Annotated in this window: 17 protein-coding genes; 10 read left to right on the forward strand and 7 right to left on the reverse strand. The window is 72.0% G+C overall.

What is annotated here, in order from left to right:
• The first annotated feature begins 1 nt into the window (after position 1).
• Positions 2 to 1,030 carry an ROK family protein gene (locus CLV40_RS23620; protein WP_181043685.1) on the forward strand — a complete coding sequence of 343 codons (1,029 nt, stop codon included), beginning with the start codon at positions 2 to 4 and terminating at the stop codon, positions 1,028 to 1,030.
• Positions 1,027 to 1,710, forward strand: coding sequence for an HAD family hydrolase (locus CLV40_RS23625; protein ID WP_104481175.1), 684 nt, complete (start codon positions 1,027 to 1,029; stop codon positions 1,708 to 1,710). Before CLV40_RS23620 ends, CLV40_RS23625 begins: the two co-directional genes overlap by 4 nt.
• A gap of 108 nt (positions 1,711 to 1,818) precedes the next feature.
• Here CLV40_RS23625 and CLV40_RS23630 read toward each other — a convergent pair whose 3' ends face one another.
• Positions 1,819 to 2,184: a MerR family transcriptional regulator gene (locus tag CLV40_RS23630; RefSeq protein WP_104481176.1), complete on the reverse strand. Its 366-nt coding sequence runs from the start codon at positions 2,182 to 2,184 to the stop codon at positions 1,819 to 1,821.
• 58 nt (positions 2,185 to 2,242) lie between these two features.
• Between CLV40_RS23630 and CLV40_RS23635 the strand changes: the two genes are divergently transcribed.
• The gene (locus CLV40_RS23635; RefSeq protein ID WP_104481177.1) at positions 2,243 to 3,091 is read left to right on the forward strand and encodes an NAD(P)-dependent oxidoreductase; all 849 of its coding nucleotides are present in this window, start codon (positions 2,243 to 2,245) and stop codon (positions 3,089 to 3,091) included.
• 152 nt (positions 3,092 to 3,243) lie between these two features.
• Positions 3,244 to 3,399 carry a hypothetical protein gene (locus CLV40_RS38255; protein ID WP_181043686.1) on the forward strand — a complete coding sequence of 52 codons (156 nt, stop codon included), beginning with the start codon at positions 3,244 to 3,246 and terminating at the stop codon, positions 3,397 to 3,399.
• Between the two features lie 10 nt (positions 3,400 to 3,409).
• Here the strand turns inward: CLV40_RS38255 and CLV40_RS23640 are convergent, their stop codons facing one another.
• From CLV40_RS23640 to CLV40_RS23650, 3 genes are all read right to left on the reverse strand, one after another.
• Positions 3,410 to 3,925 (reverse strand): RNA polymerase sigma factor, encoded by a 516-nt coding sequence (locus CLV40_RS23640; protein ID WP_181043687.1) that lies wholly within the window; start codon positions 3,923 to 3,925, stop codon positions 3,410 to 3,412.
• 246 nt (positions 3,926 to 4,171) lie between these two features.
• A complete protein-coding gene (locus tag CLV40_RS23645; RefSeq protein WP_104481179.1) occupies positions 4,172 to 8,536 on the reverse strand; it encodes a molybdopterin cofactor-binding domain-containing protein in 4,365 nt (1,454 codons plus the stop codon).
• A gap of 348 nt (positions 8,537 to 8,884) precedes the next feature.
• Entirely contained in the window at positions 8,885 to 9,598 is a 714-nt protein-coding gene (locus CLV40_RS23650) for a GntR family transcriptional regulator (protein ID WP_104481180.1), read from the reverse strand.
• 94 nt (positions 9,599 to 9,692) lie between these two features.
• Here CLV40_RS23650 and CLV40_RS23655 point away from each other — a divergent pair, with 94 nt between their 5' ends.
• Together CLV40_RS23655 and CLV40_RS23660 are read left to right on the forward strand one after the other, a co-directional pair.
• Positions 9,693 to 11,066 (forward strand): MBL fold metallo-hydrolase, encoded by a 1,374-nt coding sequence (locus tag CLV40_RS23655; protein ID WP_104481247.1) that lies wholly within the window; start codon positions 9,693 to 9,695, stop codon positions 11,064 to 11,066.
• Positions 11,063 to 11,836 (forward strand): sulfite exporter TauE/SafE family protein, encoded by a 774-nt coding sequence (locus CLV40_RS23660; protein WP_104481181.1) that lies wholly within the window; start codon positions 11,063 to 11,065, stop codon positions 11,834 to 11,836. Before CLV40_RS23655 ends, CLV40_RS23660 begins: the two co-directional genes overlap by 4 nt.
• Positions 11,837 to 11,862: 26 nt before the next feature.
• Here the strand turns inward: CLV40_RS23660 and CLV40_RS23665 are convergent, their stop codons facing one another.
• Complete coding sequence (locus CLV40_RS23665; RefSeq protein WP_104481182.1) at positions 11,863 to 12,690, reverse strand: SDR family oxidoreductase; 828 nt, start codon at positions 12,688 to 12,690, stop codon at positions 11,863 to 11,865.
• 219 nt (positions 12,691 to 12,909) lie between these two features.
• Positions 12,910 to 14,388, reverse strand: a complete 1,479-nt coding sequence (locus CLV40_RS23670) for a benzaldehyde dehydrogenase (RefSeq protein ID WP_104481248.1) — start codon at positions 14,386 to 14,388, stop codon at positions 12,910 to 12,912.
• 286 nt (positions 14,389 to 14,674) lie between these two features.
• Between CLV40_RS23670 and CLV40_RS23675 the strand changes: the two genes are divergently transcribed.
• The gene (locus CLV40_RS23675; protein ID WP_181043688.1) at positions 14,675 to 15,991 is read left to right on the forward strand and encodes an alpha/beta hydrolase family protein; all 1,317 of its coding nucleotides are present in this window, start codon (positions 14,675 to 14,677) and stop codon (positions 15,989 to 15,991) included.
• Positions 15,992 to 16,047: 56 nt separating this feature from the next.
• On the opposite strand, the gene CLV40_RS23680 is transcribed toward CLV40_RS23675, so the two are convergent.
• Positions 16,048 to 17,259 (reverse strand): vanadium-dependent haloperoxidase, encoded by a 1,212-nt coding sequence (locus CLV40_RS23680; RefSeq protein ID WP_181043689.1) that lies wholly within the window; start codon positions 17,257 to 17,259, stop codon positions 16,048 to 16,050.
• Positions 17,260 to 17,647: 388 nt separating this feature from the next.
• Here CLV40_RS23680 and CLV40_RS23685 point away from each other — a divergent pair, with 388 nt between their 5' ends.
• The 3 genes from CLV40_RS23685 (at position 17,648) to CLV40_RS23695 (ending at position 23,668) form a co-directional block, all read left to right on the forward strand.
• Positions 17,648 to 20,401 carry an AfsR/SARP family transcriptional regulator gene (locus CLV40_RS23685; protein WP_104481183.1) on the forward strand — a complete coding sequence of 918 codons (2,754 nt, stop codon included), beginning with the start codon at positions 17,648 to 17,650 and terminating at the stop codon, positions 20,399 to 20,401.
• A 26-nt stretch (positions 20,402 to 20,427) separates the two neighbouring features.
• Positions 20,428 to 21,240, forward strand: a complete 813-nt coding sequence (locus CLV40_RS23690) for an NYN domain-containing protein (protein ID WP_245931514.1) — start codon at positions 20,428 to 20,430, stop codon at positions 21,238 to 21,240.
• Positions 21,241 to 21,775: 535 nt separating this feature from the next.
• On the forward strand, positions 21,776 to 23,668 hold the full coding sequence (locus CLV40_RS23695) for a right-handed parallel beta-helix repeat-containing protein (RefSeq protein WP_104481185.1): 1,893 nt from the start codon (positions 21,776 to 21,778) through the stop codon (positions 23,666 to 23,668).
• Positions 23,669 to 23,693 lie beyond the last annotated feature (25 nt).

The following is a 23,693-nucleotide window of genomic DNA, read 5'->3' on the forward strand; positions in this document are numbered from 1 at the left end:
GATGAGCCGCGCAGCCGCGACCACGCGGTTGGGACTCACCCGCACCGCCGTGGGTGACGCCGCCGCGTGGCTGACCGACGCCGGGATCCTCCGCACGGCCGCCTCCGCGCCGGTGGGGCGGGGGAGACCGTCGCCGCTGCTGGGGTTGGCGGACGACGGTCCGGTGGTCGCCGTCGCGCACCTTCGGCCTGACCGGGTCGACGTTGCCGTAGTGGGACTCGGGGTGGCCGTGGCGGAGCGCGAGAGCTGCCCGGTGGACGTGAGTTCGCCCGACGAGACCCTGGCGCGGGTCGCGGCCGACGTCGCCGCGGCGGTCGCGCGGTCCGGTCGGTGGTGCGTGGGCGTCGTGGTCGCGTTGGCCGGAATGACCAGGTCCGGGGTGGTGCGCAACGCGGTGCACTTCGGGTGGGACGGGGTCCGCGCGGAAGACGTGCTGGGTACGCGCCTGCGGTGGCCCGTGCGGGTGGAGTCCGACTCGGGACTGACCGCGTTGGCGGAGCACCGGCGAGGGGCCGGTCGCCGACCGGGGACCGTGCTGGTGTTGGCGTGCGAACACACCGGTGTCGGCGGTGCGCTCATGGGCGGCGGACTGGCCAGGCACGTGCTGGAGGTCGGACACCTCTCGATAGAGCAAGAGGGGCTGCTGTGCCCATGCGGTCAACGCGGCTGTTTCGAGATGTACGTCGACGGTAGGGCTCTCCTACGCGAGACCGGCACTACGACGTTGTCGGAGGCTTTCGAGCACTACGACGTTGTCGCCGCCGCAGCGGACCGGCTCGGGTGGGCGCTGAGCAGCCTGGTGAACGTGGTGGTCCCGGCCCGGGTCGTCCTCGCGGGGGTGCTCGGCGAGATCCACCGGGTGGCGGGCGACCGCGTCGATGCCCACGTGGCGCGTTCGGTCGTGGCCCGCACCGACCACACGGAGATCGTCGCGGGCCAGGTGACCGACCCGGTCCTGGTCGGCGCCGCCGAACTCGGTTTCGACCCCTTCCTCGACGACCCGGCCGACTTCCCGGAGGTGTCCCCGTGATCACAGCGGTGCTGTTCGACATGGACGGCGTGGTGATCGATTCCCGCACGGTCATCGAGTCGGTGTGGGCCCGCGTGCTCGCCCGTCGCACCGGCCGCGACCTGAGCAGGCGGGACATCGACGAGCACGTCCACGGCCGCGTCGGCAGCCACACCGTCGCCGCGCTGTTCCCGGACCACCCCACCGCGCACGCCGAGATCTGGGCGGAGGCGGACGAACTCGAGCAGTCCGCGACGTACGACCTGATCCCCGGGGTGCACGCGCTCCTCCGCGCGCTGGCGGCCGCGCGGGTCACGACCGGCCTGGTCACGGGCAGCGCGGCGGGCAAGACCCGAGCCGCCACGCGGGCGCTCGACATCCGCTTCGCCACGGTCATCACGCGCGAGGACGTCCGCAACGCCAAGCCGCACCCGGAGCCCTACGAGCGGGCCTGCGCGAACCTGGGCGTCCGCCCCGAGGACGTCCTGGTCTTCGAGGACTCCCACAGCGGCGTCCAAGCCGCCCGCGCCGCAGGCGCGCGCTGCGTCGGGATCGGCGATGACCCGGCCCTGCTCGAAGCGGGCGCACTGGCCACCATCACCGACTTCACGCACCTGACCGTGCGCACGGACAGCGCCGGAACCCACCTGGAGTCCCACGACTTCGGCCTGACCCTGTCCCCGGGTTGTCCACAGGCTTGATCATCTTCGACCGAAACCGTCGGTGCGCGCCGGTAGCATGGATACCGGGGGGCCGACGGCAACCGCGCCCGCGGTTGCCGTGGTTCGGCACGCCGCGTTCGGAACTCCTCAGCAGGCGCCCACCGGCGGGGTCGTGGTGATCACCTTGGTCAGCAAGGTCCGCGCGGTGGTCAGCTCGTCGATCGACGCGGTGATGCGGTCGCGCTCGCGTTCCAGGTGGGGGAGCAGCTCCGGGCAGCCGGGGGCCAGGCCCTCGCCGGTGTCGACCATGCAGGGCAGCAGCTCGGCGATGATCGCCGTGGACAGGCCCGCCGCCAGCAGCGACCGGATCCGGCGCACGGTGTCCACATGGGACTCTTCGAAGTCGCGGTAGCCCGATGGGGTGCGGTTGGGGCTTAAGAGGCCCTGTTCCTCGTAGTAGCGCAGGGCGCGTTCGCTCACGCCGCTGCGGCGCGCCAGTTCCCCGATGCGCATGTGGCCTCCCTCACCGCGCATTGACCCTCACGTCAACGTGAAGCCCTAGCTTAGCCGCGTGACAACGACGACAGTGCTCGGTTTGGGACCGATGGGGCGGGCCATCGCCCGCGCCTTCCTCGCGGCGGGCCACACCACCACGGTGTGGAACCGGACGCCGGGCAAGGGCGACGACCTGGTGGGGGCGGTGGTCGCCGGGACGGCGGCCGACGCGGTGCGCGCGAGCGGGCTCGTCGTCGTGTGCGTGATCGACTACGCGGCGGTGCGGGAGGTGCTGCGGCCGGTCGCGGCCGAGCTCAAGGGGCGGACGCTGGTCAACCTCACCGCCGACTCGCCGGACAACGCCCGCGCGATGGCGGACTGGGCCGCCCAGCACGGCATCGACTACCTCGACGGCTCGATCTTGAGCCCGGCGGCCACCGTCGGCGGGCCCGACGCCGTGGTGATCTACAGCGGCCCCGAGGAGCGGTACCGGGCGCACCAGGACACGTTGTCCGCGCTCGGCGGGGTCGGCACCCACCTCGGCACCGACCCCGGGCGCGCCGCCGCCTTCGACGTCGCCCTGCTCGACCTGTTCTGGACGTCGATGAGCGGTGTCGTGCACGCCTTCGCCCTGGCCCGCGCCGAAGGCGTCGCCGGGCGCGAGTTGGCGCCGTTCGCCCGGGGGATCGCGGGGCTGCTGGCCGGTGTCGTCACCGAGTACGCCGAGCACGTCGACACCGGCACCCACCCGGGCGACGACTCGACCACCCGATCGGCGCTGGCGGGCATCCGCCACGTGCTGCACGCGACGCGCGCCAAGGGCCTGGACGCCGGGGTGCTCACGGCTGCCGAGGCCGTCGCGGCCCGCGCGGTGGAGTCCGGTCGCGGGGACGCGGGGTTCAGCGCGGTGGTCGACGTGCTCTGACCGGTTTCCGTTGGGCGGCAAGCGAAGCCCGTCGACGGGTCGACGCCGTGTGGACGGCGGGCGGGCTTTCACCGGATCGCGGGATAGGAATACCCCCGTTGGTGGTACGTCACCTGCACGATGGTTGATCCAGCTGCCCACCGGAGCCCGCCATGTCCGCCACGCGCACGCCCGCCCGTCCCACCGAGGCCCGTCACACCCGCCCGATAGACGACGCCGAGTACAACGACCTCTGCGCCTGCCGCTGCGGCAGGTTGCCCGGCACGCACACCGCGGGCCAGTGCCTGTCGTCGCCGCGGACTTCCTGACCTCTGTGGACTAGCACGGGTGCCCCAGGGCCGACCGGAGCCCGACCCGCAGCTTGTCCAGCGCCCGCCTGCGGTTGTGCTGCGCGGTCGCCTTGTGCACGCCCAGCAGCGACGCCGCCTCCCGCAGGGAGCGACCGTCGACGTCCACCAGCAGCACCACGGCCGCCTCCCTGGCCGTCAGGGAACCCAGCAGCCGCGTCACCTCCTGCCACGCCTCGACGGACTCCCGGCGCCGGTCCGCCGTGGGCAGGTCGCGCAGCGGCACCACCGGCCCCACCTCGACCCACCGCGCCCGCGCCACGCGGACCGCGATGGCCAGGGCGTGCGCGTACGGACTCGGATGTGCGGTGAACGAACGGCGACCGCGCCGCGTGCTCTTCAACCGCACGTACACGTCCTGCACGACGTCCTCGGCCATGTGCCGGTTGTCCAGCACCAGCGCCATTCGGCGGCGCAGGCGCTCCATCACGGTCAAGAACGCCGCGTCGAACTCGTCCACCCCAGCGTGGAACCCGTTACCGGACATGCCCGCCCCCCAGGTCGGCATTGATGTCGGTGGTGATCCGGTATCCGACGGTAATCGCGGAAAGTCCATCGGATTAGGGGCGAACGCACTCATACGACATCGGCCGCGGCGATCCCGGCCGGTCAGCGAACGGCGGTCCGCTTGTCCATCCACAAGGGACAACCCGGTTCGCGTTCCGTGGTATGCCAACCCGCTATCGCGCCCGGCCCGACAGTCGCCCTTGTGGCGAGTCGACCGCGCGGTCGATCAATTGTCCAGGAAGGACTCCCCACCCGGGCGGACCGGTGTCCGCTCGACCGCGGTCAGGTCCACCGCGCACGCCCGCCGCACCTCCCGCGCGGTGGCGGGCGCGTCCAGCCGGAACAGACCGTCCAGTCCGCGTTCGACGCGCGAGGCGCGGACAGCGGCCTTCACCGCCAGGAAGACCGTGGTCGCGAGGGCCGACGCGGGTTCGCCGACCTCCTTGGCCGACAGGACCTCGGGCGGTTCCCCGGACGCCGACGCGGCCCGCGCCCTCGGGTACAGGTGCGTGTTCAGCCGCAGCGGCACGGACGTGACGGCGGGGGGCTTGTAGCCCCACGTGTTGGTCGTGGTGAGCCCGCCCGCCCCCGGCCCGTCCGGCTCGAACACCAGCTCCTCGCTCAGCACGTACCCGATGCCCTGGACGAACGCCCCCTCGGCCAGCCCGGCGTCCAGCGCCGGGTTGAGGCTGCACCCGACGTCGTAGGCGATGTCGGCGCGGAGCACCTTCGCCTCGCCGGTCAGGATGTCCACCTCCACCACCGAACACGCGGCGGAGTAGGTGAAGTCGCGGAACCGCTCGACCGGGCCGCCCACCGGCGCGGAGCGGTCGACCGCGATGCCGGGGATGTCACGCTGCCCCTCGACGGGCTTGAACTCGACGGCGGGCGTCGTTGTCTCCGCGCCGTGGCCCCGGGTGGTGAACGAGACCGTGAGGTCCTCCCCGTGCTCGTACGCGAGGCGGACCAGGTTCTGCCAGATCAGCCGGGGCGCCCCGGGCCCGGGTAGTGGCGTGGCCCAGCCCTTCTCCGGGTGGTCCCAGAAGTCGATGCCCTGCTCGGCGCACCACTCGGGCCCGTGGTCGCGGAGCACGCGGTTGCCGAACTCGGTGAGCCGCCACCGCAGCTGCTCGCACGCCCGCCGCACGGCCGCCACACCGCCCGCGTCGCCCGCCGGGTTCGGCATGAACCCCGTGTGCGGCCCCTCGACGCGGAGCAGGTCGAACGGCACGTTCAGCAGGTACGACACCACCTGCTCGACCCGCGTGCGCAGCCCCTGCCCCAGCTCCACACCGCTCTGCCGGATCACCACGCTGCCGTCGCCGGAGTACACCGCGAGGTGCGCCACCGCCTGCTCCGGCCCCGCCGTGTCGTGCCCGATCCCGTACCGCACCGGCATCATCGCGATCCCGCGCTTGCGCCACCGGTTGGACCGGTTGAACGCCTCGACGGCCAGCTTCTGCCTGCCGTAGTCGCACTTCTCCCGCAGGAACGCCCACACCTCGCGCAGGTGGCAGTGCGCCAGGTCCTGCCCGAACGGCGTGACGTCGCCGGGGCGGTAGAGGTTGGTCTCCCGCACCTCGGTGGGGTCCATGTCCACGGCGAACGCGGCATCGTCGACCGCGCTCTCCAGGACGATCTTGCTCGGCAGGTCGCCCGAGCCGTCGAACGCGGTGCTCGGTGCCTTGTTGGTGCGGCAGACGTCGACCTGGCTGCGGAAGTTCGGCACCAGGTAGGCGTTGTCCGCGCGCAGCTGCACCCGGTTCGCGACGGTGAAGGAGCAGTCGTAGAACGCCCCGCCGTCGCCCCACAGCCTGGTGTCCAGCCCGAGGACCCGCCCCGACAACGGGTCGATGGCGACCTGGTACTGACCGTAGAACCCGTGCCGCTTGCCGATCATCGCGGTGTCCTGCTCGCGCGGCAGGACCAGCCGCACCGGTCGCCCCACCGCGTTCGCCGCCACCACCGCCGGACCCACCACGAACCTGGTCTGCTCGGTCTTGCCGCCGAAGCCGCCGCCGACCGGCGGCACCTCCACCTCGACGCGGTGGTGCTCCACCCCCAGCGCCAGCGCGGCGCTCTGGTGCGCCTCCATCGGGCTCTGCGTCGACGCCACCACTCGCAGGCGGTCGCCGTCCACCGGTTCCACGACGCACGACTGCGGCTCCAGGGGGAAGTGCGCCTGCCCGCCCGCGGTCTGCGTGCCCCCGACCACCACGCACGACACGCCGTCCACCGTCTCCACGGTCCGGCTGATGGCCTTGTCCAGCGGGTACTTCTCCGCCACCCACCCCAGGTCGCTGCCCGGCCGGGTGACCCGCCAGAGGTGCGCGGCGGTGTTCGCCGACTCGGGGTGGTCCGGGAACACGCTGCCGATCTCCAGCGCGCGGTCCAGCGTGAGCACCGGCTCGTCGTAGGGCGGCGCCCACGCCACGTCGTGGTAGGCCACGCAGGTCTCGGCGACGTGGCGGGCGATCGCGTCGACCTCCCGCGCGGTGGTCGCCAGCACCAGCGCGATGGCCTGGCCCGGGTAGCTCACCCGGTCGACGGCGAACAGCGGCTGGTCGGAGCCGAGGCCCTGCCGGTTGTGCCCGTGCGGGGGGATGTCCTCGTGCGTGATCAGGTCGACGAACCCCGGCCACCGCGCCGCCAGGTGGTCCGCCAGCGCCGCGGGCCCGATCGGCGCCTCGCCGCCGGGGAAGACGAAGTGGAAGTCGGCCAACGCGCGCCCGCTCGGCACGAACGCCGCCTCGACCACCGCCGCGGGCGACCGGTCGCCGGTGTACCGCACGCGGCCGGTCGCCTGCTGGAAGGCCAGCAGCGTGACGTGGGCCTGGGGCACCGGCGCCTGCCACGGCTCGGCCTCGTGGCTCCGCGTGCCGCCGCTGAGCGGCCAGCGACCCCACGTGCCGGTCCCCGCCGAGCGCACCGCCGGTGGCACCGTCTCCGGCGCGGAGCCGAGCAGGGCGTTGACAACCGCCTTGTACAGCAACGACACCGCCAGATCCGCGCGCTGGTCGTCGGTGACCCCGTCCCAGGGCACACCGAGCTTCCGCAGCCGCCACCGGTCCAGTTCGTCGATCACCTCCGCGCGCAGAACCGCGCCCAGTTCGGCGAATGCGTCCACCCGCAGGCTCACCCCGCGCAGCGCGTCCTCGGTGCGCACCGCGCGCCACGGGAACGGCGCGATACCGCCGATGACCACGGCCACGTCCTCCACGACCGGCCCGTCCATCTTCACCACCGTGGTGGCGGTGACCACCGCGCGCGCGTCGACGTCGCGCACCGCCACCTTCTGCGCGAAGACCCGCAACTCCGGCGGCAGCAACGGCAGGTGCAGCTCGCGGATCACCAGGCCGGTCAACAGCACCGGGTCGTCGACCACGCGGTCGAGCAGGTCCGACAGCGGCAGCCGGGCGGGTTCCTCGCCGAGCAGCGGCTGCCACACCGTGATCTCCGCGCCCACCGCCACCATGGCGGTCATCAGCTCCGAGGTGACCGGCTCGCCGCGCTCGATGTGCTCGAACACGAGCATGGTGTTGCCCGCGACGGTCGCCGCGTTGCGCACGACGGCCCCCGCGGTGCGCCGGGCCATCAACCGCAGCGCGCCGACCGCGGTGTCCTCCGCGGACCCCAGGTCGCCCAGCACCTCGATCAGCTCGCTGTAGGTGGTCGACGCGCCGACGTCGATCCAGTCCCGGCCCACCCTGGTGCCCGCGAGCTCGGGGACGACCTGGATGTCGACCAGCACCTCGGCGGCGTCCACCTCGGCCGGGTACAGCCCGTACGAGGTGTTGCCGTTGACCAGCCGCACCCGGCGGTCCCGGTGCGCGCGCAGGGCCGCGCCGAGATCGGCCAGGGTCGTGGGGCGCAGCCAGACCCGGCCGTCGCCGACGATCTCGACCGGGTCCGGCGCGCGGCGCGCGCTTGTGGGCAGCCCGAAGTCCGGCAGCGGCCCCGGCGGCACCTCGGCCACACCGTCCTCGCCCACGCGGTCCAGGCGGTCCTGTTCGTCCACCCCGGTCCAGTCCGCCGCGAAGCTCCGCGCGCCCGCGAGGATCGAGCGGTAGCCCGCGCAGCGGCAGAGGTTGCCGTCCAGCGCGTCCTCGATCTCGCGCTTGGTCGCCTCCGGTTTGGCCGCCAGCACCGCGCACACGGTCATCACGACACCGGGGGCGCAGTACCCGCACCGGGTGCCGTGGTTCACCGCGAGCCGGTGGGCGACGGGGTTCATGCCCGCTTCCTCCGCCGGGAACTCTCCGGCGTCCGGGTTCTCCTGGGGCGCCGCGTGCCGGGCGGCGGGTCGCCGGGCCTGGCCCGTGCCCTCGATGGTGGTGACCGCCATCCCGTCCAGCGCGCACACCGGGCGCAGGCAGGCGTTGACCGCGCGGTGCACGGCCCGCCGGGCCACCGCGTCCCAACTGGACAGCACGACCGCGCAGGACCCGCACCCACCCTGGCCGCAGGCCTTCTTCGCGCCGGTCAGCGCCACGCCCGGTTCCCGGAGGTAGTCGATGAGCAGCAGCTCGGGCGGCGGGTCGGTGATGGTCACCGGTTCGCCGTTGAGGAAGAAGGACACGCTGTCGGTCACGAATCCAAAGTAGGTTGATCTCCGGCGAAACGCACTCGCCTTTATCGCCACCGCCCACTGGAATGACACCGAAGGTCACGGATATCGGGATCGAGTGCCCGTTCGGAGGACCGCCGGAGGGAGATCGACGTCGAAGTCGATCGGCGTCGCGCAGGCCTGACCGGCGGATTTCGCTGGGCCGCCGCGCGGTGTAGTGAACATCGCGATTACGTCGATCGGGGAACATCAAGATCTACTGTGGACGCACTCCGCTTTGCCTGCCACCGAAGCGTAGACCATGGCCAAGAGTCCACTTCGGGCGCCCTAGGTGCCCTCGATGACCGGTAGCGCTAATGCGTTCAACGGTTGCTAGAGCGCGCCAATGGTGGCGGTTAGGGTAAACCGATCGCCGCGGGCCAAGGTGTGCCGCCATTCCATGGGTATGCCCTGTGCGTGGCTGAGTCGGTGAATCGATAGGGCTACCGGACAACCCAACGCGTCCTGTTCGGCCGCGGTGAGGGGGACGGCGCGGATGCTCTCCTGGCCGCGGTCGAGGCGAATCCCCGCCTCCTCGAGCACGGTGTACACGCCGGTCGCCGTCAGGTCCGCGGTCAGCAGGCAGCGCGCGTGTTCGGCGGGCAGCCACACGCGGTCGATGGCGAGCGGCTCGTCACCGGCCAGCCGCAGCCGTTCCAGGTGGACCAACGGGGTGGACCCGTCCAGGCCCAGGTGGTCGGCGATGACGCCGTCCGCGTGCACGTGGAGCTTCTGCACGATGCTGTGTTGCGTGAGTCCGGTAGTGCGTACCGAGGCGTGCAGGCTATAGAGGACACCCAGGGGCTGTTCGACCTCTTGCGACCGGTTGACGCGAGGCCGTCGTCCGCGTTCCGCGCTCACCGCGCCCTCGTCCCGCAGCTTGCGCAACGCCTGCCGCACGGTGGTCCTGCTCACCCCGTACTCCGCCACCAGGTCCACCTCGCTGGGGAAGCGCTCGGTGAACTCACCGGTGCGCAGCCTGCGTACGAGGTCCTCCTGTACCTGGCGCCACAGCGGTAGGTCTCGGGTGCGGTCCGGGATGGTCACCCGCTAAAAGTACCTACCTTTTGTGCCGGAAGCTTGAGCCGCGATCGGGTGATACCTACCGTCATTTGTCCGGACATTTGGACAGGAGGTGGCGGTGAACCCCGACGGCGCAGGTGGCCCCGGCGAGCTCTTCCTCGCCCAGTACTACCTCGATTGCCTCTCGCAGGCGTCCTACCTGATCGGCGACCGGACCACCGGACGCGCGGCGGTCGTCGACCCACGCCGCGACGTCGCGGTCTACCTCGCCGACGCGCGGGAACACGGGTTGCGCGTCGAATGGGTCATCGAGACGCACGTGCACGCCGACTTCCTGTCCGGCCACCTGGAGCTGGCCGAGGCGACCGGGGCGCGGATCGGCTACGGGTCCGCCGCCGAGGTCGACTTCCCCATCGAACGGCTGGCCCATGGGCAGCGGCTGTCCCTCGGCTCGGTGGACCTGGAGATCCTGCACACCCCGGGGCACACACCCGAGTCGATCTGCGTAGTGGTGCGCGAACAGGCCAACGGGGCTCCCTACGGAGTGCTGACCGGCGACACGCTGTTCCTTGGAGACGTGGGCCGACCGGATCTGTTGGGTGCCAACGGCTGGACCGCCGACGAACTGGGGCGGGCCCTCTACCGGTCGACAAGGTCCCTCTTGGACCTACCGGACGCCACCCGCGTCTTCCCCGCCCACGGCGCGGGCTCGTCGTGCGGCAAGAACCTGTCGACTGCCACTACGGGCACCATCGGCGAGCAGCGCGCCACCAACTACGCCTTGGCGCCGATGACCGAAGACGAGTTCGTCCGCGTCGTGTGCGAAGGACAGCCCACTGCGCCCCGATACTTCGCCTACGCCTCTACGCGCAACCGCGAGTCCCGACCGACCCTGCGTGAAGACGACCCCGTCCCGGAGGTGCGCGACCTCGACCGTGCGCGAGCCGACGGTGTAGTCCTGCTCGACACACGCGATCCGGAAGACTTCGCCGCGGGCCACCTCCCCGGCTCGATCAACGTCGGTCTGGGCGGTCGCTACGCCGAGATCGTGGGAGCGGTGCTCAAGCCCGACGACCGGATCGCGCTCGTCTGCCGACCGGATTCGGCCGCCGAGGCGCGCAACCGGCTGGCGCGCATCGGATTCGACCACGTGGTCGGCACCGTCGCGCCGCGCCCCGAGGTCACCGCCACCCGGCTGATGCCCGCCGACCTCCACCGCGCGCCGCGGGCGCGGCAGGTCGTCGATGTCCGCGCCGCGAGCGAGACCCGGCTGGGCGTCATCCCCGGCGCGCGGCGGATGCCGCTCCCCACCCTGGTCTCCTACCTGGGAGAACTCGATCCCGAGGTGCCGACGGTCGTCTACTGCGCGGGCGGCTACCGGTCGTCGGTCGCGGCCTCGCTGTTGCGGGCGCGCGGATTCGCCGACGTCGCCGACCTCGTTGGCGGGTTCGCCGCGTGGGCCGCCGCGGGCTTACCGGTGGAGGCCGCGTGAGCGCCGTGGTCACCGCCCTCGCGGCAGGTGGGGTCGTCGGGCTGGCCATGGGCGCGTTGGGCGGTGGCGGCGGTGTCCTCGCCGTCCCCGCGCTCGTCTACCTGCTGGGTGTTCCGCCGACGACAGCGGCGACCGCCAGCCTGATGATCGTGACGCTGACCTCGGTCACCGCGCTCGGTAGGCACGCCCACGCCGGGAACGTCTGTTGGCGTACCGGGTTGTTGGTTGCCGCGGCGGGCGTACCGGTGGCCGGTGGCACAGCCGCGTTGTCGGCGTACCTACCGACCGCGTTGTTGAACGGCGCCTTCGCGCTCGTTGCGGCGCTGGGCGCCGTAGTGATGCTCAAACCTCCTCAGGTGCCAGAGGAAGCACGGCCCGGATCGGTTGCGGTCCGAACCCGGGTACGGACTGTCCGCGTGTTGGGCGCGGGGTCCGGACTCGGCGCGGTCACCGGCCTCTTGGGCGTAGGCGGTGGGTTCCTGGCCGTGCCGACCTTGGTCGCCGCGCTGTCGATGCGGATGCGCGTGGCGATCGGGACGAGTCTGTTCGTCATCGTCGTGAACTCGTTCGTCGCCCTCGGCACCCGCCTCGCCGCGGTGCCCATTTCGCTCGACTGGGCCGTAGTGGGCCCGTTCGCCGGAGCCGCCGTTCTTGCCGCCTGGGACGGTAAGCGCCTATCGGCGTCGGTATCCCCGGAGACGCTGCGACGCGCATTCGGCGCGGTGCTCGCGTTGGTCGCGCTGGGTATGTTCGCCGACGCGATCACCTGACCAGGCGAACACCAGGCAAGTACCGGTCAGGCGCGGAAGGCGTCCGCGTTCTCGGTGGCCCATTCGGTCACGCCGCGCGCGGGGCGACCGAGGAGGTCGGGCACGGTCGACAGGACCGGCTCCGGGTTGTCGAGGTTGTCCGCGGCGAGCTGCAGCAGCCAGTCGACGGCCGGGGCGGGGATGAAGGCCGAGACCCGCTCCCGCCACTGGTCCGGGGTCAGCTCCTCGAACCGCACGGGGCGGCCGATGCCCGCGGCCACGGCCCCGGCCATCTCGGCGCGGGACAGCGTCTCCGGCCCGGTCAGCTGGTAGATCCGGCCCTCGTGGCCGTCCTCCACCAGCACCTTGGCCGCGACGGCGCCGATGTCGCCCTCGTGCACCGGGGCGAGCCGCAGCGCGCCGTAGGGTGCCCGGGCGACGCCCTCGGCGCGGATGCCCTCGACCCACTCGAAGAGGTTGCCGATGAACATGCCGGGACGGACGTGCGTCCACGGCACGCCGGACTCCTCCACCGCGATCTCGACGTCGCGGTGGTGGCGGCCGCCCCAGTCGTCCGGGTAAGCGGCGGAGGCGGAGGAGAGCGTCACGATGCGCTCGACCCCGGCCTGGCGGGCGAGTTCGGCGAACCGCTTGGTGTCGCCGCCGGGGAACACGTAGACGCGCTGCACGTCGGTGAGCGCGTCGGTCAGGCTGTCGGGCTGTTCGAGGTCGCCCGCGACGACCTCGACGCCGTCGGGGAAGGTGGCGTTGTCGGGATTCCTGGTGACCGCGCGGACGGTGACGCCCGCCTTCACCAGGTTGTCTACAACATGCTTGCCCACGGAACCGGTGGCTCCGGTAACCAGCACGCGCATGATTTGAGGTCCTCTCCCCTGGAAGATCAGTGCGCTTTCGACGCTAGCCACAGGTGAAGAGCCGCCGCACATGGGTATTTGCACAGGCGAATCGCAAGGCCGGGGCGCGGAAGGCTGAAAAGAACCGTTGGGGAGTGGCGCACTTTTCCGTGGCGCCCGAAATGGGTGCGGGTGACCGGAAAACGGCGGTCGGCCCGGGTGGGCCGACCGCCGGGAGGATCAGAACGGGTACACGGGGAGGTCACCGCGGAGGGTGACCCACTGGGTCTCGGTGAACGCCTCGATGTTCGCCTGCGCGCCACCGTGCCGGGAACCGGTGCCGGAGGAGCCCAGACCGCCGAAGGGGGCCGTGGCCTCGTCGTTGACCGTCTGGTCGTTGATGTGGACCAGGCCGGTCGGGATGCGCTCGGCCAGCGCCAGGCCCGCGTTGACGTCGCGGGTGAGGATGCCCAGCGACAGGCCGTACTCGGTGTCCCCGGCCAGCGCGGCGACCTCGTCCAGCGACGAGAACGCGGTCACCGGGGCGACCGGCCCGAAGATCTCGTCCCGGTACGCCGGGGTGTCCGCGGGCACGTTCCCCAACACCGTCGGCCGGTAGTACAGGCCCTCGTACGACCCGCCCGCGCGGACCGTGGCGCCGCCGTCGACGCTCGCGGTGACCAGCCCGTGGACCCGGTCGCGCTGGCCCGCGTCGATCAGCGGGCCGAGCGCCACCTGGTCGCGGTACGGGTCGCCGACGGGCAGGTCCGCGACCTTCGCCGCCAGCGTCGCGGTGTACTCCTCGACGATCGACTCGTGCACCAGGTGCCTGCTGGTGGCCATGCAGATCTGGCCGGAGTGCGTGAAGGTGCCCCACGCGCCCACCGAGGCCGCGCCGGTGACGTCCACATCGGGCAGCACGACCAGCGCCGAGTTGCCGCCCAGCTCCAGGTGCGCGCGCTTGAGGTGCTGACCGGCCAGCGCGCCGACGGCCCGGCCCGCGCGGGTCGACCCGGTGAACGCGATGACCCGCACCGCGGGCTCGACGACCAGTGCCTCGCCCACGTCGGCACCGCCGGGCAGCACCTGGAGCAGCCCCTCCGGCAGGCCCGCCTCGGCGAAGACGCGGGCGAAGACCGCGCCACCGCAGATCGCGGTGCGCGGGTCCGGCTTGAGGATCACCGCGTTGCCCAGGGCCAGCGCGGGGGCGATGGCGCGGATGGCGAGGATGGTCGGGACGTTGAAGGGAGCGATCACGCCCACTACGCCCGCGGGGAGCCTGCGGGCGAACGACAGCCGGGGCGCGCCCGTGCGCAGCAATTCGCCGTAGGGGTGCGACGGCAGCGCGGACGCCTCGTAGCACTCCTGGGCGCTGGTGTTGACCTGGAAGTCGCCGAACGGGCGGATGGCGCCGGATTCGCGCGACAGCCAGTCCTTGATCTCTTCGCCGTTCTTGACCAGCAGGTCGCCCGCGCGCCGCAGCACGCCCGCGCGGGTCTCGTACGGCGCGGCCGCCCAGGCCCGCTGCGCGACCACCGCGCGTTCGGTCGCCGCGCGCACGTCCTCCGGCGTCGCCCGGCCGACCTCGCCGAGCGGTTGACCGGTGGCGGGTTCGACGGCGGTGTAGGTGCCACCGCTCCCGTCGGTCCACGACCCGGTCCAGACCTTGCCCTGCCAGGCGCCGTCATCGAGCAGTGCTGTGCCATCGAGCGTCGACATGCCTTCCTCCATCCACCGCGAGCGCACCACGAGCCTGCTGCACCAGGGTCACCCGGACAACTCGGCTCACCCCCGCGCACAAGGCGTGAGCTGCGAAAACCGGTCCCGGTGGAGCAGGTGACGCGAGGGTACGCGCCCGGTCGTCCCCTACGGGGCGGAGGTCGGACTCCTCCCGGGGAGCTACCTGACCGTCCACCACGAGGACGACGCGGCCGCGAGCACGGCGTTGCCACGATGGCCGTGCCGGGCCGGGAAGACCGGTCCGGCACGAGGGGAAGGGGAAGCAGTGTCCACAAAGCACATCCGGGCTACCGGGGTGGTCGCGGGCCTCGCGGTCTTATCCGCGCTGGCCACCGCGACACCCGCGGCCGCGGCTCCCGCCGGGCGGGCGCCCGGTGTCGAGGTCGGTCTCGGCGACCTGCGCGTCGACGCGACCAAGGCCGCCAAGCCCGGCGCGAACCCGGTCCGGGTCCGGGTACCGGAGCCGACCGGCCGGTCCCGCGTCGGGACCACCGACCTGCACCTGGTCGACCAGGACCGGGTCGACCCGTGGAAGCCGGACCGCAAGCGGGAGCTGATGGTCACCATCAGCTACCCGTCCGGTGGTGGGGGGCAGCGGGCGAACTGGGTCACGCCGGGACTGGCGGCGGTGATCGACCAGGCCGCGGGCCCGGAGCTGTTCGGCGTCCAGCCGGGCGCGGTCGACTGGACCGGGGTCCGCCGCGCGGCCAAGGCCGACACCCGCGCCGATGGGCGGTGGCCGGTGGTGCTGTTCTCGCCGGGCTTCGGCTCGCCGCGCGAGCTCGGCGCGGCCATGGTCGACGACCTCGCCAGCCACGGGTACGTGGTCGTCTCCCTGTCGCACACCTTCGAGTCGTTCGCCGTGGAGTTCCCCGGTGGCCGGACCGAACTCGGTGTGGTCCCCGACTACGAGCCCGCGACCATGCAGACCGCTATCGACGCCCGGGTCGCCGACACCCGGTTCGTGCTCGACGAGCTCGCCCGGCTCACCCGGGGCCAGAACCCCGACGTGGACGGCAAGTCGCTGCCGCGCGGGCTGGCGGGCGCGCTGGACCTGTCGCGCGTCGGTATGTACGGCCACTCCTACGGCGGCTACACCGCCGGTGAGGCCATGTTCCACGACCGGCGCATCGACGCGGGCATCAACCTCGACGGCTCCATGGGCACCGAGGAACGGCCCAGCCAGGTGGCCGCGCACGGGCTGGACCGGCCGTTCCTGCTGGTGGGCGCGGACTTCGCGAACCCGGACGGCACCTGGGACGAGCACTCGCACCGCCCGCAGGGCTTCGACGTGAGCTGGGCGAAGTTCTGGGCCAACCAGCGCGGGTGGACGCGCGACCTGCACCTCAACCACGCGACCCACTACGGCGTCACCGACCTGCAGTTCGTCGTCCCGCAGTTGGCGAAGGCCATGCCTCCCGGCAAGGTCCAGGAACTGGTCGGCACCATCGACCCCGCCCGGTCGTGGGCGGCGCAGACCGACTACTACTCGGCGTTCTTCGACCTGCACCTCAAGGGGCGCGACCGCCACCTGTTCGGCAACAAGCCTCCCCGCCACCCGGACGTCACATTCCTCCAGTGACGATCGGACAGCAGAAGACCCGCCCCCAGCACGGGGGCAGGTCTTCGCCTATCCGGTCAGCGAGCAAGGCGTTCGAACCTCGATAGCGCGTACCGGGCCACGGACTGGCCTACCTGTACACCCACTTCGTCCGCGATCCGGGTGTGGATACCCGACCACACGCGCGCGTTGACGTTGTCCTGGGTGACCGCGCGCCAAGAGGTGTAGTGGAACGTAAGACCCGGCGCGGTAGGGCTTGTCAGGTCGAACGACGTACGCGGGCCCACCAGCGAGGTCAGCGTCTCCTCGGCGAAACCCGCGTAGGTGGCGTGCCCGCTCGGGTAGTCCGGGTGCGCCGGGGTGACGTGCAGCGGCGTCCACTCCGGCTTGCCCTGCGCCCGCAGCGCGGTCACCGGCCGCCACAGGACATACGCGTACTTGGCGTCCGACGTGGCGATCTGCGTGTCGACGGCGATCACGTTGAACGCGGCGACCAGACCGGTCCGCTCAGCCACCGACCCCCGCTTGGCGGCCAAGGCGGCCCGCACCGGGGTCACGAACGCGGGCTGCGAGCCCTGGTACCAGAACGCCGCGACATCGGTCTGCGCCCGCGTGCGGACCGTGCTGGTCACCGACCCGACGGCCCGTACCTCCGCCAGGTCCGCCCGGTAGCGCGCCGAGTCCAGGGCGGGCGGCGGCGCGGGGCGGAACTGGTCGGCCCGGCGCAGCAGGAACGGCCGCGCGGCCCGGTTCCCCGCCTGGATCGGCGCCGCGTACGCCGGGGGCGTCGGCTGCCACACCCCGGGCGCCGGGGCGGGCACCGGGAACGGCGCGTTCACCGACGCCGGGTCGAGGCCGTCCCCGGCGCGCTCGCGCAGCGCCCGGTCGGCCTGCCTGCCGCCCTCGGCCGCGCCGCTCCGCTTGTCCCGGCCGTCGGGGATCCGGGCCAGGGTGGTCCGCAGGGCGGCGTCGAGGTCGGCGGCGCGGGTCGGCGCCAACTCGGCGAGGGAGTCGTGCACGGCGGTGGCCAGCGCCGCGTCGGCGTAGTCGCGGCCGTCGCCGTGGCGCACCGCGCGCGTGGCGGCCAACCAGGCGATGGCCCAGGTGCGGTTGTTGGTGATCTGGGTCGGCGCCTGCGCGGCCGCGATCGTGCGGGCGGTGACGTCGTACCACTCCAGGGCGGTGTCGACCCGGGTGGTGGCCGCGGCGGGCGTGGTCAGGGTGGCGGTGAGGACGGCGACGGCCAGTCCGGCCTTGGCACTGGTGGCGATCGTGACGCGGTTTCGCATAGCGGCTCCGGTGTCGGCGCGGTCGGTCACCCGGATATCAACCACGTCCGCGCCGCGCCCGTCCACGTCGCCCACACTGTGGGGTGACACGTTCGCGTGACCCCGTTCTGCTACGGCCGGACAAGCAGAAGGGCAGTGCCCGCGTCGGATGGTCCGACGTCAGAGCACTGCCCGGTGTCCGCGTGGGTCTCATACCCCTCGTGCGCGCGGGACGTGGTGACTCCCCATCACCACTCGCGGTCGTCCAATGACAGCGCGTTGCCCGCTCGCCACCCCAGTGACTTCGACATGACAGACCTTCCTTGCCGCTAAACGAAACCCGATTGCGAGATCGAGTCTTCGTGGCGGGTCTGGGGCGAATCTGGGGCCGTTCTGGGATGGTTGACCCATGGGGGACCACAACGAGGTGGAGTTCCGCGTGCTCGGTGACCTCGAGGCGCGGATCGGCGGCGAGACGGCCAACCTCGGTCACTCACGGCAGCGCAGCGTGTTGGCCGCGTTGCTCGTGGAACCGAACCTGCCTGTCCCGGTCGACCGGCTGGTGGACCGGGTCTGGGCGGATCACCCGCCGCGACAGGCACGTGACACGCTGTACGGGTATCTCTATCGCCTGCGGCGCGCGCTGTCCAGTGCGGATGTCGAGATCGCCCGCCGGTCGTCGGGGTACGTGCTGTCCGTCGACAAGAGCGCGGTCGACCTCTTCCGGTTCCGCGAACTGGTCGCGACGGCCCGCTCGGCGCCGGACGAGGAGGCCCTGCGGCTGCTGGAGGAGGCCCTGGGCCTGTGGCGCGGCGAGCCGTTCTCCGGTCTGGACCTGCCGTGGGTGGACGAGCAGCGGTTGGCGCTGGAGCGCGAGCGGCTCGGCGTCGAACTCGACCGCAACGACCTGGGGCTGCGGCTCGGCGACCACCACGCGCTGCTGCCCGCGATCACCGCGCTGGCCCGCGCGCACCCGCTCGACGAGCGCGCCGCCGCGCAGTGCGTGCTCGCCCTGTACCGCTGCGGCAGGCAGGCCGAGGCGCTGGCGCACTACCAGCACGTGCGCCACCGCCTCGCCGACGACCTCGGCGCCGACCCGGGCGCCGAGTTGCGCGACGCGCACCGGCGGGTGCTCGCGGGCGACCCGGTGCCGTGCAGGCCCGAGCGGGCCGCGACGGTGCCGCGGCAGCTGCCCGGCCCGCCCGCCCCGTTCGTCGGCCGCGCCGCGGCGACGACCCGGCTCGACGAGCTGCTGAGCGCGCCCCGCGAGCCCGGCGGCACCGTGCTGGTCGCCGCGATCGGCGGTATCGGCGGCATCGGCAAGACCTGGCTGGCGCTGCACTGGGCGCACCACAACCTCGACCGCTTCCCGGACGGCCAGCTCTACGCCGACCTGCGCGGCTTCGACCCGACCAGCGACCCGGTGTCGCCGTCGTCCGCGCTGCGCGGGTTCCTCGACGCGCTCGGCGTCGCGCCGGACGCGGTGCCCGCGGACGTGGACGCGCGCTCCGGGCTCTACCGCAGCCTGGTGGCCGGTCGGCGGATGCTCGTCGTGCTCGACAACGCGCGAGATACCGCGCAGGTGCTGCCCCTGTTGCCGGGGAGCGCCGAGTGCGCGGTGCTGGTCACCAGCAGGCACCAGCTCACCGGCCTCACCGCCGCCCACGGCGCGCACCTGCTGCACCTGGACGTGCTGACCGCGGACGAGGCCCGGGAACTGCTCGTGCGCAGGCTGGGGGAGGACAGGCTCGCCGAGGAGGGCGCGGCGGCGGGGGAGCTGCTCGACCACTGCGGCGGTCTACCGCTCGCGTTGACCATCGCCACCGTGCAAGTCGCGAGTACGCCGGACTACCCGTTGTCCGAACTCGTCGAAGAGCTGCGCGACAGCCCCACGCGCTTGGATGCCCTCGACGGTGGTGAACTGCACGCGAGCCTACGTGGTGTTTTTGCGGCCTCTTACGGCGCGTTGTCCGCTGCTGCCGCGGAAGCGTTCCGGTTGCTGGGGCCCGCGCCCGGCCCGGACATCAGCCTGCCCGCTGCCGCCAACCTGCTGCGCGTGACCTCCGCGCGCTCGGTGCTGCGGGAACTGCGGCGGGCGCACCTGGTGCAGGAGCACCGGCCCGGGCGGTACCGCATGCACGACCTCATCCGCCTCTACGCGGCCGAACGCGCGGGCACCGACCAGGTCGAGAAGTCGCGCAGGCTCGTCGACTTCTACACCCACACCGCGCACCTGGGCGACCAGCTGCTCAACCCGTACCGGCCGCCGATGACCCCGGGGGACCTGCCCGCGGGGTGCGCGCCGCACGAGCTGACCGACCGCGCCGAGGCCATGGCCTGGTTCGACGCCGAGCACGCCAACCTGCTCGCCACCCAGCGGCTGGCCGCGCTGCACGGGTGGGACACCGCGGTGTGGCACATCGCGTGGGCGCTGACCCCGTTCCACTTCCTGCGCGGCCACGTCCCCGACCACATCGCGTCGTGGCGCGCGGGCCTGGCGGCGGCGGAGCGGCTCGGTGGGACCACCGTCCGGGCGACCGCGCACCGGCGGCTCGGCGACGCGTGCGCGCGCGGCGGGGAGATCGTCGAGGGCGTGACACACCTGCAGTTGGCGCTGGAACTGGCCGACGGCGCCGCGGACGCGGCCGAACGCGCGCACGCGCACCGCGCGCTGGGCATCGCGTGGGAGCAGCGCGGGGACCTCGAACGGGCGCTGGCGCACTCGCAGCAGGCGCTGGTCATCTACCAGGACCTCGACAACCCCGTGTGGCACGCGACGGCGTTGAACTCCGTCGGCTGGTGCCTGGCGCTGCTCGGCGACTACGACACCGCCCGGGGGCACTGCGAACGCGCGCTGTCCCTCGCCGAGGCCGCCGGCTACCACGACGGCGTCGCGGGCACTCTGGACAGTCTCGGCTACATCGCGCACAACGCGGGACGGCACGGCGAGGCCATCACCCACTACAACCGCGCGCTGGGACTGTTCCGCGCCAACGCGAACGCCTACGAGGCGGCGAACACCCTGGTCAACCTCGGCGACGTGCACGCGGCCACGGGCGCGGCCGAGCAGGCCCGCTCCGCGTGGCAGGCGGCGCTCAACCTCTACCGCGGCCAGCACCGGCTGCGCGAGGCGACCGGGGTGGCGGGAAAACTCGCGGGCTGAAACCCGTGCCTCTCAAGGCGCACCGGGTGCCCGCCGATAACCAACCCATGAAGCCCGGCAGGCTCGAGCTGAGCGACGACGTTTCGGTCGGGGTGTACGTCGACTTCGAAAACCTGGTCTGCGGCGCGGGCGCGGGACTGCCCGGCCGCAACCCGGTGCCGTACGCCGCGATCACCTGCCTGTGCCGCGACTACGGCAACGCGGTCATCCGCCGCGCGTACGCGGACTGGGCCAACACCCAGTTCGGCCGCTACCAACAGGACCTGGCCATGAATGGTGTGGACCTCATCCAGGTGGTCCGCTTCGGCACGGCCCGCAAGAACGCCGCCGACATCCGGATGGCCGTGGACGCCATGGAAACCCTGATCACCCACCCGGAGGTGAGCGTCTTCGTCCTGGTCGCGGGCGACGGCGACTACACCCCCCTGGTCCAGCGATTACGCGAGTTCGGCAAACGAGTGGTCGGTGTGGGCACGGAAGCCAACGCCAGCCCCCGGTTGGTGTCGGTCTGCTCGGAGTACAAGTACTGGGGAACCCTGGTAGCCCAAGTGGAACCGGACGCGGGCGGTCCGGCCGCGCACTTCGACATCGACGACGCCGAGACCCTGTTGGTCACGGCGATGGCCCAGGCGACGGTGGCCACGCCGACGGCCAGCTGGGTGAAGGGGAAGATGATCACTCTGGACCCGGCGTTCGACGAGCGGAACTACGGGTGCCGCAGCTTCCGGGACTTCCTGGCCCGCTTCGACCACCGGATCACCACGTCGGGCACGTCGGGCAGCGACATCACCCTCTCCCTGCTCCCACCCAACGGCCGCGGTCCGTCCCCTGTGGACTGACCGGGCGCGCGCCTCCGGCCCTCGATATCCATTCTAGTGCCGAGCACCGACAGTTTCGGTGCCTCGACTGTCGGACCTGTGGACAACCCCGCCGACTTCTCACCCGGTCGGATGGTGGATCCGCGTTCCGTTCGCGCACGGCCGAACCGCCACCCGGCCTATCCACAGGCATGATCGTCTTCTCGCCGAACTGTCGGTGCCCGCCACTAGAATGGGTATCGGAGGCCGGAGGCATACGTCGCCTGCCCGTCGCCTCGCACGAGCTTGTCCACAAGCACGATTGCCTTCTCCCCACATCGTCGGTGCCCGCTACTGGAGTGAATATGGCGCCCGAGGCGTACCTCGGCCGTCTCATTCCCGTCCGCCGCTGCCTGCCCACCGCCTCGCCGGGTTGTCCACAGGCATGATCGTCTTCGTCGCGAATTGTCGGTGTCCGCCGGTAGAATGGATTCCGGGGGCCGGAGGCATACCCGCGCGCCCGCCGGGAACCGGATCGTGATCGGTCCCGTCTGTGGAGGAGACGGACGGGGGCGGCATGGCGAAGCGCGGGTGGCTGGTCGGGGTCGTAGTTGTCGCGGTGGCCGGGGTGGTGTTCTTCCAGGCCGAGGACGACGACAAACCCCAGGCCAAGGCCGACTCCGAGGCGGCCCAGGTGGTAGGCGCGCCCCAACCCCGGGCCGCGAACCGGCGGGAGCCGATCCCCGGCCTCTACGACTGGAGCCACGCGGGCTACCGAGGCGGCGCACCCCTCCCCACCGACGCCCAGCTCACCCCCGACGACGCCTGCCGCGTCACCCCCGACGAACTCGCCGCCCTCGGCGCCCGCCCCGACGACTCCCAGGACGACACCGCCGGCCTCCAACAGGCCATCGATACCCTCCGTGACCGTTGTTCGCCCTCGGCCGACCACGACCACCTCAGCCTCATCGACCTCCCCCGCGGCACCCTCCTCGTCACCAGGCAGCTCGCCGTCGACGCCGACTACCTCCTCATCCGCGGCACCGGCCCCGACACCCGCGTCACCTTCCGCCCCGACCGAGACACCCTCTACGACTCCCTCACCCCGGACGGCGGCGACTGGGACGAGGACGGGATGTCCTACAAACAGGGCAAAGGCGGCTGGCTCTGGCCCGGGCGCGGCCTCTTCCGCGTCCAGTCCCGCGCGGTGCACCCCGCCTACCGCAAGGACTACGAATCCGCCCCCGCCAACCGCAAGGACCTCTTCGAGGGCACCGTCAACGTGCACTGGAAAGCCGGGGTCCCGCTGGCCGCGAAACCCGGCGACCAAGGCTTCAGCGCCCGCACCGGTGACACCGTCATCCACCTCGCCAAGAAGAACACCTTCACCACAGGCACCCTCGTCAACATCCGCGCCGCTAACACCGCGAAGTTCTACGAGCAGCAAAACGCGCCCGTCGACAAGGCGGTCAACCAGCACATGCGGCAGCAGGTGTTCCGTGTCACCGTGGCCGCCGACAAGACCATCACCCTCGACAAACCCCTGGAGTTCGACGTCCCCGTCGACTCCACTTCGGACGGATCACCCGCGATCGACGGTGACGCCTACCAATCCAAGGCGTCCCCGATCGTCGACCCGGTCGTCGGCGTCGGCTTCGAGTCCTTCTCCCTCACCCAGGAGACCGGCCTCGACCCCGACGCGGCCCGCGCCAACTACGGCAACCTGGCCCCCGCCGCCGAGATGCACGGCATCGTCTTCAAGTGGGCCGCCGACTCCTGGGTCCGCGGCGTCCACGCGACCATGACCGGGTCGCACCCCATCGTGACCGAGGAAGCCAAGAACCTCACCATCGCCGACAACGAGTTCACCGGCTCGTGGAACAAGGGCAAGGGCGGCAACGGCTACCTGCGCGGCTCCCGCGTCTGGGACTCCCTCTACGAGAACAACACCGCCACCGGCCTGCGCCACTTCACCTTCCAGTGGTCTGCCTCGGGCAACGTCGTCACCGGCAACTCCTTCGCCTTCGACATCAACCTGCACGGCGGCTGGGAACGCCACAACCTCTTCGAGCGCAACACCGTCCGCGTCCCCTACTCCCACCGATCCGCCAACTGCGCGAGCAACTGCGGCGAGGAGGGCGGCGGCGGTCCCGACGACTCGACCTGGTACCCGATCTGGTGGGGCGCGGGGGAGAAGGCCGTCAAGTGGTCCTGTGCCACCGGGCCGCGGAACGTGTTCTTCGACAACGCCATGGCAAAGCAGTTGACGGAGAACGGTCCCTATGAGCCTTTCTACGCCGACCGCCACCGCGTCTACCAGTTCGGGTGGTCGGGTACCGAGTACCGCCATTTGCGGGTTGACAGTGCGCCGATCACCGACTGGGCGCACAACGAAAGTAGGGACTACACGCAGAACAACGGTGTTTTCGCGGATCTGACCGAAGCGGGGGAATCCCTGTTCTACAAGTAGATCCCCACCAGCCCGCCCAGGCGGG

This window comes from Actinokineospora auranticolor, assembly GCF_002934265.1.
Lineage (GTDB): Bacteria > Actinomycetota > Actinomycetes > Mycobacteriales > Pseudonocardiaceae > Actinokineospora > Actinokineospora auranticolor.